Consider the following 10296-nt stretch of genomic DNA (forward strand, 5'->3'; position numbering starts at 1 on the left):
AGGCGAAGGCTTTACCGCCATAGTGCTTGGCCAGCACGTTGGTGATGGCTGCAGTCAGGGTGGTTTTACCGTGGTCAACGTGGCCGATGGTGCCCACGTTTACGTGAGGTTTGGAACGCTCAAATTTTTCTTTAGACACGACGTAGTCCTTCTAGGTTAAACCCGCCTACCGTCGTAGGCGGGGAATCTTAAATTACTTGGATTTACGCTCTTCGATCACGGCCTGGGCGACGTTGGTCGGGGCATCGTGATACTTGGCGAATTCCATGGCGTAGGAAGCGCGACCCTGGGTAGCGGAACGCAGGGCAGTTGCATAACCGAACATCTCGGCCAGCGGCACCAGAGCACGTACGATCTTGCCGGACGGACCGTCTTCCATACCTTCGATCAGGCCACGACGACGGTTCAGGTCACCGATCACGTCGCCCATGTAATCTTCCGGAGTCTCGACTTCCACTTTCATGATCGGTTCGAGCAGAACCGGGTTGGCTTTCATGAAGCCAGCCTTGAAGGCCATGGAAGCAGCGATCTTGAACGCCAGTTCGGAAGAGTCGACATCGTGGTAAGAACCGAAGTGCAGACGCACGCCCAGATCCATTACCGGATAGCCTGCCAGCGGGCCGGACTTCAGCTGCTCGCGGATACCCTTGTCAACGCCCGGGATGAATTCGCCCGGAATCACGCCACCTTTGATGTCGTTCACGAACTCGTAGGCTTTGCCTTCTTCCAGCGGGTACATGTCGATCACAACGTGACCGTACTGACCACGACCACCGGACTGCTTGGCGTGCTTGCCTTCGATATCCTTGACGGTATTGCGGATGGTTTCACGGTAGGCAACCTGCGGCTTACCTACGTTCGCTTCAACCTTGAACTCGCGACGCATACGGTCAACGATGATGTCCAGGTGCAGCTCACCCATACCGGCAATGATGGTTTGACCGGATTCTTCGTCAGTCCATACGCGGAAAGAGGGATCTTCCTGCGCCAGACGGCCGAGGGCCAGGCCCATCTTCTCTTGGTCAGCCTTGGTTTTCGGCTCAACCGCGATGGAGATTACCGGCTCAGGGAATTCCATACGCTCGAGGATTATCGGCGCTTTTTCGTCACACAGGGTGTCACCAGTGGTCACGTCTTTCAGACCGATGGCAGCAGCGATGTCGCCTGCGCGAACTTCTTTGATCTCTTCACGCTTGTTGGCATGCATCTGAACGATACGGCCGAAACGCTCGCGCTTCTCTTTGACAGAGTTCAGCACGGAGTCACCGGAGTTGACGATACCGGAGTAGACGCGGAAGAAGGTCAGGTTGCCCACGAACGGGTCCGTAGCAATCTTGAACGCCAGAGCAGCAAACGGCTCGTCGTCAGAAGCGTGACGCTCGTCTTTGGTCTCGCCGTCCAGCTTCAGACCGTCGATGGCAGCTACGTCGGTCGGAGCCGGCAGGTAGTCAACCACGGCATCCAGCATGGCCTGTACGCCCTTGTTCTTGAACGCGGAGCCACAGGTTACCAGGATGATTTCGTTGTTCAGCACGCGCTGACGCAGAGCTTTCTTGATCTCTTCCTCGGTCAGCTCTTCGCCGCCCAGGTATTTTTCCATCAGCTCTTCGGACGCTTCGGCAGCGGCCTCAACCAGGTTCATGCGCATTTCTTGCGCCTGCTCCAGCAGCTCGGCCGGCACATCTTCGTAGTCGAAGGTGACGCCTTGGTCAGCTTCGTTCCAGTTGATGGCTTTCATCTTGACCAAGTCAACGACGCCCTTGAAGTTCTCTTCTGCACCGATGTTCAGTTGCAGGGGAACCGGCACGCCTTTCAGACGGGTCTTGATGTGTTCAACGCAGCGCAGGAAGTTGGCACCGGTACGGTCCATCTTGTTGACGAACGCGATACGGGGAACCTTGTACTTGTTGGCCTGACGCCATACGGTCTCAGACTGCGGCTGTACGCCACCTACGGCACAGTACACCATCACGGCGCCATCCAGGACGCGCATGGAACGCTCTACCTCGATGGTAAAGTCCACGTGACCCGGGGTGTCGATGATGTTGATGCGGTGCGGCTGGAACTGTTTGCCCATGCCGGACCAGAATGCGGTGGTCGCAGCGGAGGTGATGGTGATACCACGCTCCTGTTCCTGTTCCATCCAGTCCATGGTGGCGGCGCCATCGTGAACTTCACCAATCTTGTGGCTTACACCGGTATAGAACAGAACGCGTTCGGTAGTAGTCGTCTTACCGGCGTCGATGTGAGCGGAGATACCGATATTACGGTAGCGCTCAATGGGGGTTGTACGAGCCATTGTCATCCTCTTACTAAGGAACCTGTCCCTAGATAATTGAAGGTGCGCAGGATCTTCAGCAGACCCTGCGCAAGCGGATTACCAGCGGAAGTGAGCGAAGGCTTTGTTCGCTTCAGCCATACGGTGAACGTCTTCACGTTTCTTGACAGACGAACCCTTATTGTCAGCGGCATCCAGCAGCTCGCCAGCCAGGCGCTGAGCCATTGATTTTTCACCACGTTTACGAGCGGCATCAACCAACCAACGCATTGCCAGGGCATTGCGACGTACCGGGCGAACTTCTACCGGCACCTGATAGGTTGCACCACCGACACGACGAGATTTAACCTCGACGGCCGGACGAATGTTGTCCAGGGCTTCTTCGAATACGGCCAGGTGCTCTTTGCCAGATTTGGTGGCAATGATGTCCAGAGCACCGTATACGATGGCTTCGGAAACAGATTTCTTACCGTCAACCATTACTACGTTGACGAATTTAGCCAGCAGCTCTGATCCGAACTTGGGATCCGGCAGGATTTTACGCTGACCAACAACACGACGTCTTGGCATTTCAAATTCTCCGTAACTTCAGGGGTTACCCAAAACTAGAAAGTTATCTAACTAGAAACGAATTAACGTTTGGCCTTACTTAACGGAGAACCATTAAGCTTTCGGACGCTTCACGCCGTACTTGGAGCGAGCCTGCTTACGGTCTTTAACACCGGCACAGTCCAACGCACCACGAACGGTGTGGTAACGAACACCCGGCAAATCCTTGACACGACCGCCACGGATCAGAACAACGGAGTGCTCTTGCAGGTTGTGACCTTCACCACCGATATAGGAGGTGACTTCGAAGCCGTTGGTCAGACGAACACGGCACACTTTACGCAGTGCAGAGTTAGGCTTCTTCGGGGTGGTGGTGTATACACGGGTGCACACGCCACGCTTCTGAGGGCACGCTTCCAGCGCAGGCACGTTGCTTTTTTCAACGAGCTTAGTGCGTGGCTTGCGAACCAACTGGTTAATAGTTGCCATCAAAAGGCTCCTGATAATGACTTCATAAACATGTGAAAAATCCTCCCCGCAGATACGGGGACGCGAAATTTTATGCCCTGTCGCCTAGGGAGTCAAGATTTATACAATCCGTGCCGTAAAAGGACACAGACTTTGGCACAGACACAGAGTCAAACTACTGAGTTATAACAAGAAATCATGACGCTAGCATGACCAGGTATGAGGCGAACCTTCAGCCTCAATCAGTGCCACCAACTCCCCCAGGGTCAGGGGTAGACCGGATCCCTGCCCCAAACCGCGGGCGGCGAGATCGTCGCTCATCACATAGAGTCGCTCCGAAGCCAGCCTTGCTTGCCAGAGCGGGCTCACCGCCGCCAGTACGGCATCCTGCATCAGTACCAGTGCATCCCCATGGCTGCGATAGCGCAGCGCCTGCTCCAGATCCTGGGTCAGAAACGGGGAGCTCAATATCAAATGGATCATGATCCCTCTCAGAAACTCAAATGCACGGGATAACCGGCCCAGAGACGAGTCAGCTCGGCCCTGGGCAGGCAACGCACCTCGATGGCGAGCGCGTCTGGCTGCACACCCCGCTCCCGCAGGGAGTCGGCGCAGACATAGACCTCTTCCACGTCGTACAGTTCGAGCAGCTTGAAGGTGGGCGCATAGTGGCGCTGCAAGATGGACTGGGGTCGCTGATCGGCCAGCAGCTGCAGCACCCCGTCTTCGATCAGGAATAGCGCCACCGCATCGGTCAGGGCCGAGCTGGCCAGCAAGGCATCCAGCCCCTCCCGACCCGCAGCCGAGCCATGGGGGGCATGACGACCGATAAAGGCAATCTTGTTCATGTCAGCTCCTAGAATTGCACGACGCGATCGGCAGTCAGGGCCGCTTCCGCCAGCTGGCCCAGGCCACTGAGACAGAAGGGCTCGGCCAGATTGAACTGGGCCTTGCCCACCTCGCTGGCCTGGGCCTGATCCAGCACACCGCGACGCATGGCCGCCGCCACGCAGACATCGATGCGGATCCCCTGCTCGATGGCGAGTTCGGCCCACAGCCGCACCAGATCGACCTCATCGGAGGCCGGGGCATGGAGCTGATTGCCGTTGCTCACCCCGTCCTGATAGAAGAAGAGGTGAGACAGGGTATGCCCCTCGGCCAGCAGGGCCCTGGCGAAGCGGTAGGCCGTGCTGGCCGCCTGGCTGCCATAGGCGGGCCCCGTCACCAGCAGTGCGAAACTCAGACTCATATCCGTATTCCCAAGAGGGTCCCCCCGGGGGACCGGAGACAAAAAAGCCCCTCCGGGAGGGGCTCATCACAGCGCTGCCGGATCAAAGATGGGCAATCGCTTCCACTTCAACCAGCACATCCTTGGGCAGACGCGCGACTTCGACGCAGGAGCGCGCCGGAGCGGACTCGCCGAAGTAGCGGGCATAAACCTGATTGAAGGCCACAAAGTTGTTCATGTCGCTCAGGAAGCAGGTGGTCTTCAGCACCTTGCTGGGATCAGAGCCAGCCGCCTTCAATACGGCAACCAGGTTCTTCATCACCTGCTCGGCCTGGGCCTCGACGCCACCGCTGACGATCTCCATGGTGGTGGGATCGAGCGGGATCTGACCCGAGGTGAACACCAGCTCTCCCAGCTTGGTGCCCTGCACGTACGGACCGATCGCGGCAGGTGCCTGCTCGGTTGCGATTACTTCTTTAGCCATTCATCTGTCCTCTTCTATGGCGCTCACTCGCTCTCATCTTCACCCTGCTTGCGCTGGCGGATGTAAAGATAGACGGTGTGTTTGGAAATATTAAGCTTGTCGGCGACCAGATTGATCGAATCCTTGATATCGAATATGCCCTTCTCGAACAACTGGGTCACGATAAAACGGTTCTTGGCGTTGTTCGCCACGGTCGGATCCCGGTTGATCTCGTCGATGGTGTTGTCCACCGTCTGGGCGACCAGCTCCTCCACGCTGTTGGCGAAGGTCTCGGGAGACTGACGCTCGACCTGCTGCGGCGTCGGGAAGAACTCGGCCACAAACTCGTGGAACGGCGCATTGATATGCAGGTTGATGCAGATAAGGCCGATCACCTGCTTGTCGCCGTTGCGAATGGCGATGGTGATCGACTTCATCAGAGCACCGGTCCGGCTGCGGGCGAAGTAGCTTTGCGTATAGTCCTGGCCGGTATTCTCGATGTCCTTGAGCATACGCAGTGCCAGATCCGTTATCGGCGCCCCCTCGTTGCGCCCGGTGTTGAAACCGTTCGCTATCTTGATCACCGACTCGTGCAGATTCTCCAGGGAGTGAAGTACCACCTCACAGTGCTTGCCGAACAGTTCGGCCAAGCCCTCGATCAGCCCCTCATAGGAGCGCAACAATTCCCTGTCTTCGTCTGTAAAAGTGCGACTGACCAGCTGTTCCTCGGGAAGCATTACATCCTCGATACCAACAGTCATCTTTTACCCCTGTAATCACGGTTACCTGACCCGAGTTTTCAATTGCGCACTGGCAATGTCAACTTTTTTTGATTTTTTGCTCTATAACCTTGCACTGGATCATCTGCTGCCCCGCGACGGTGCAGGCCAGGAGCGACACACAAGCAACAAAAAGGGCTCCTTGCAGGAGCCCTTTTTCAATCACGACAACGGAAGATTACTCTTCGTCGAAGCTACCGGATGCGTTGAGCAGATCCGCCAGATTTTGCTGGGCTTCATCGGCTGTCACCTGGGGCACACCGACAGCACGGGCTGCGGCGGCACGCTGGTTGATCCGGCTGTGGTGGTAGGCAAAGCCGGTACCAGCCGGGATCAGACGACCCACGATCACGTTCTCTTTCAGGCCACGCAGTTCGTCACGTTTGCCGCCAACGGCCGCTTCGGTCAGAACACGGGTGGTCTCCTGGAAGGAGGCCGCGGAGATGAAGGACTCGGTGCTCAGAGATGCCTTGGTAATCCCCATCAGGATATGACGGTAGGTGGCCGGGACCTTGCCCTCGGCAACCAGCTTACGGTTGGCAATCTTGACGCGAGCCACTTCAACCTGTTCGCCTTCGATCAGGTCGGTATCGCCGGCACTCAGGATCTCGCACTTGCGCAGCATCTGACGCACGATGACTTCGATGTGCTTGTCGTTGATCTTAACGCCTTGCAGACGGTAAACGTCCTGCACTTCGTTGGCGATGTAGTTGGCGACCGGGCTGATACCGCGCAGACGCAGGATGTCGTGTGCAGACTCAGGACCGTCAGCCAGCACTTCACCCTTCTCAACTTTTTCACCTTCGAACACGTTCAGGTTACGCCACTTCGGAATCATCTCCTCGTAGATATCGCCACCATCGGTCGGGGTGATGACCAGACGGCGTTTGCCCTTGGTCTCTTTCCCGAAGGAGATGGTGCCGGAGATCTCGGCCAGGATAGCCGGTTCCTTCGGAATACGTGCTTCGAACAGATCCGCAACGCGCGGCAGACCACCGGTGATGTCCTTGGTACCGCCGGATTCCTGCGGGATACGCGCAACCGCGTCACCCACACCCACGTTGGCACCATCCTCCAGGTTGACGATCGCCTTGCCCGGCAGGAAGTACTGGGCGGCTACGTCGGTACCCGGGATCATCACGTCTTTGCCGTTCAGGTCGACCAGTTTCACGGTCGGACGCATCTCTTTACCGGCGCTCGGACGCTCGTTGACATCCAGCACGACGATAGAGGAGAGACCGGTCAGCTCGTCGGTCTGACGGGTGATGGTCACACCATCGATCATGTGTTCGAACTGGAGGCGACCCGCCACTTCGGTGATGATCGGGTGGGTGTGCGGATCCCAGTTCGCCACGGTTTCACCGGCCGTCACGGCCTGACCGTCTTTCACTTCCAGCACGGAACCGTAAGGCAGCTTGTGGCTTTCCTTGGTACGGCCCATCTCGTCCATGATGGTCAGTTCGGTAGAACGGGAGGTGATAACCAGCTTGTCTTCGCTGTTGTGAACGAACTTGGCGTTCTGCAGCTTGATGCTACCTGTGTTCTTGACCTGGATGCTGCTCTCGGCAGCGGCACGGGATGCGGCACCACCGATGTGGAAGGTACGCATCGTCAGCTGGGTACCCGGCTCACCGATGGACTGGGCGGCGATAACACCGACAGCCTCACCCTTGTTCACCAGGTGACCACGGGCCAGATCACGGCCGTAGCAGTGAGCACAGTTACCGAAGTCGGTCTCACAGGTGATGGCAGAACGTACCTTCACGCGGTCAACGGAGTTGCGCTCCAGCAGGTCACACAGCTGCTCGTCGAGCAGGGTGTTGCGTGCTACCAGCACTTCGTCTTCGGTGCCCGGCTTGATCACGTCATCGGCCACCACACGGCCCAGCACGCGCTCACGCAGCGGCTCGACCACGTCGCCACCTTCGATCAGCGGAGTCATCCACAGACCGTCGGTCGTGCCGCAATCATCCTCGGTGATCACCATGTCCTGGGCCACGTCGACCAGACGACGAGTCAGGTAACCGGAGTTCGCCGTCTTCAGTGCGGTATCCGCCAGACCCTTACGAGCGCCGTGGGTAGAGATGAAGTACTGCAGTACGTTCAGACCTTCGCGGAAGTTCGCGACGATCGGGGTTTCGATGATGGAGCCATCCGGCTTGGCCATCAGGCCACGCATACCGGCCAGCTGACGGATCTGGGCGGCGGAACCCCGCGCCCCGGAGTCGGCCATCATGAAGATGCTGTTGAACGATGCCTGCTCTTCTTCTTCGCCCAGGGAGTTGACGTTACGCTCTTTGGACAAGTTCTCCATCATGGCCTTGGAGACGCGCTCGTTGGCGCTGGCCCAGATATCGATAACCTTGTTGTAACGCTCGCCCGCGGTCACCAGACCGGACAGGAACTGGTCCTGGATCTCGGCAACTTCGGCTTCGGCTGCCGCAATGATGTCTTTCTTGGCATCCGGGATGACCATGTCATCGATACCAACGGACGCACCGGACAGGGCCGCGTAATGGAAACCGGTATACATCAGCTGGTCAGCGAAGATGACGGTGTCCTTCAGGCCCTGCTTGCGATAGCAGGTGTTCAGCAGACGGGAGATGAGCTTCTTGCCCAACGCCTTGTTGGAGACGCACTTGATCCAGTTCTGCGGATTGGCATCGAGATCGGCCTGTTCGGCGGCAGTCAGTACCTTGGGCTCGTCGATCAGGGCGTATTCCATGCCTTTGGGCAGGATCAGGCTCAGGATCGCACGACCGACCGTGGTGTTCTTCATCTCGGTGTGTTCACGCAGGGAACCGTCTTCCTGACGCAGGTATTCGGTAATGCGTACTTTCACACGAGCATGGAGATCGGCCAGACCGGCGCGATACACTTTCTCGGCTTCTTTCGGGCCGGCCAGCACCATACCTTCGCCTTTGGCGTTGATACGGGCACGGGTCATGTAGTACAGACCCAAGACCACGTCCTGAGAAGGCACGATGATCGGCTCACCGGAGGCAGGCGACAGGATGTTGTTGGTAGACATCATCAGGGCGCGCGCTTCCAGCTGGGCTTCCAGGGTCAGCGGTACGTGGACCGCCATCTGGTCACCATCGAAGTCCGCGTTATACGCAGCACAGACCAGCGGGTGCAGCTGGATGGCCTTGCCTTCGACCAGAGTCGGTTCGAATGCCTGGATACCCAGACGGTGCAGAGTCGGTGCACGGTTCAGCAGAACCGGGTGCTCGCGGATCACTTCGTCCAGGATATCCCAAACGACAGCTTCTTCGCGCTCCACCATCTTCTTGGCGGCCTTGATAGTGGTCGCCAGACCGCGGGTTTCCAGCTTGCCATAGATGAAGGGCTTGAACAGCTCCAGCGCCATCTTCTTCGGCAGACCGCACTGATGCAGACGCAGGGTCGGGCCTACGGTGATAACGGAACGACCGGAGTAGTCGACACGTTTACCCAGCAGGTTCTGACGGAAACGACCCTGCTTACCCTTGATCATGTCGGCCAGGGATTTCAGCGGGCGCTTGTTGGAACCTGTGATGGCACGACCGCGACGGCCGTTGTCCAGCAGGGCATCGACGGACTCTTGCAGCATGCGCTTTTCGTTGCGCACTATGATGTCCGGTGCAGCCAGGTCCAGCAGACGCTTCAGGCGGTTGTTACGGTTGATCACGCGACGGTACAGATCGTTCAGATCGGAGGTCGCGAAACGGCCGCCGTCCAGCGGTACCAGCGGACGCAGGTCCGGCGGCAGCACGGGCAGCACTGTCATGATCATCCACTCCGGCTTGTTGCCGGACTGCAGGAAGGCTTCCATCAGCTTCAGACGCTTGGTGGTCTTCTTACGCTTGGTCTCGGAGTTGGTCTGATCCAGCTCCTCGCGCATGGTCTTGACTTCACCTTCCAGATCGATGGCGCGCAGCAATGCCAGGATTGCTTCGGCACCCATCTTGGCGTCGAATTCGTCGCCCCACTCTTCCAGTGCGTCCAGATAGTTCTCTTCGGACAGCATCTGGCTGCGCTCGAGGTTGGTCATGCCGGGTTCGATAACCACATAGGATTCGAAATACAGCACGCGCTCGATGTCACGCAGGGTCATGTCCAGCAGCAGACCGATACGGGACGGCAGGGACTTCAGGAACCAGATGTGGGCAGTCGGGCTGGCCAGCTCGATGTGGCCCATGCGCTCGCGACGGACCTTGGTCTGGGTCACTTCTACGCCGCACTTCTCGCAGATCACACCACGGTGTTTCAGGCGCTTGTACTTGCCGCACAGACACTCGTAGTCCTTCACCGGTCCGAAGATACGGGCGCAGAACAGACCATCACGTTCCGGCTTGAAAGTCCGGTAGTTGATGGTCTCAGGCTTTTTGACCTCACCGAATGACCAGGAGCGGATCATGTCAGGAGAGGCCAGACCGATCTTGATACTGTCAAACTCTTCGGTCTTGGTCTGAGCCTTCAAAAACTTGAGTAAGTCTTTCACGTGTTTCCCCTGTCAGGAGTCTAACCTCGGCGCCCCTGCTGCCAAAAC

The 10296-nt window shown here is 57.8% G+C and carries 10 protein-coding genes; all 10 read right to left on the minus strand.

The features are described 5' to 3' along the window. The coding region (locus BN1119_RS20065; protein ID WP_244463733.1) for a GTP-binding protein at positions 1-139 on the minus strand (139 nt) is incomplete at its 3' end. A gap of 54 nt (positions 140-193) precedes the next feature. Then, positions 194-2299, minus strand: coding sequence for an elongation factor G (fusA, locus tag BN1119_RS11225; protein WP_041997833.1), 2106 nt, complete (start codon positions 2297-2299; stop codon positions 194-196). Positions 2300-2377: 78 nt separating this feature from the next. Further along, on the minus strand, positions 2378-2848 hold the full coding sequence (rpsG, locus tag BN1119_RS11230; protein WP_041997835.1) for a 30S ribosomal protein S7: 471 nt from the start codon (positions 2846-2848) through the stop codon (positions 2378-2380). Between the two features lie 93 nt (positions 2849-2941). Further along, positions 2942-3316 (minus strand): 30S ribosomal protein S12, encoded by a 375-nt coding sequence (gene rpsL, locus BN1119_RS20070; RefSeq protein WP_084205426.1) that lies wholly within the window; start codon positions 3314-3316, stop codon positions 2942-2944. A gap of 183 nt (positions 3317-3499) precedes the next feature. Beyond that, positions 3500-3778 carry a sulfurtransferase complex subunit TusB gene (gene tusB, locus BN1119_RS11240; RefSeq protein ID WP_041997839.1) on the minus strand — a complete coding sequence of 93 codons (279 nt, stop codon included), beginning with the start codon at positions 3776-3778 and terminating at the stop codon, positions 3500-3502. Between the two features lie 8 nt (positions 3779-3786). Continuing rightward, positions 3787-4143 (minus strand): sulfurtransferase complex subunit TusC, encoded by a 357-nt coding sequence (gene tusC / locus BN1119_RS11245; protein WP_041997841.1) that lies wholly within the window; start codon positions 4141-4143, stop codon positions 3787-3789. Between the two features lie 8 nt (positions 4144-4151). After that, on the minus strand, positions 4152-4544 hold the full coding sequence (gene tusD / locus BN1119_RS11250; RefSeq protein WP_041997843.1) for a sulfurtransferase complex subunit TusD: 393 nt from the start codon (positions 4542-4544) through the stop codon (positions 4152-4154). Positions 4545-4626: 82 nt separating this feature from the next. Continuing rightward, on the minus strand, positions 4627-5007 hold the full coding sequence (locus tag BN1119_RS11255) for a RidA family protein (RefSeq protein ID WP_041997845.1): 381 nt from the start codon (positions 5005-5007) through the stop codon (positions 4627-4629). Between the two features lie 23 nt (positions 5008-5030). Next, positions 5031-5747, minus strand: coding sequence for a helix-turn-helix transcriptional regulator (locus tag BN1119_RS11260; RefSeq protein WP_041997847.1), 717 nt, complete (start codon positions 5745-5747; stop codon positions 5031-5033). 196 nt (positions 5748-5943) lie between these two features. Continuing rightward, the gene (rpoC, locus tag BN1119_RS11265; protein WP_041997849.1) at positions 5944-10248 is read right to left on the minus strand and encodes a DNA-directed RNA polymerase subunit beta'; all 4305 of its coding nucleotides are present in this window, start codon (positions 10246-10248) and stop codon (positions 5944-5946) included. Positions 10249-10296 lie beyond the last annotated feature (48 nt).

It is taken from the genome of Aeromonas bivalvium (genome assembly GCF_000819765.1).
Lineage (GTDB): Bacteria > Pseudomonadota > Gammaproteobacteria > Enterobacterales > Aeromonadaceae > Aeromonas > Aeromonas bivalvium.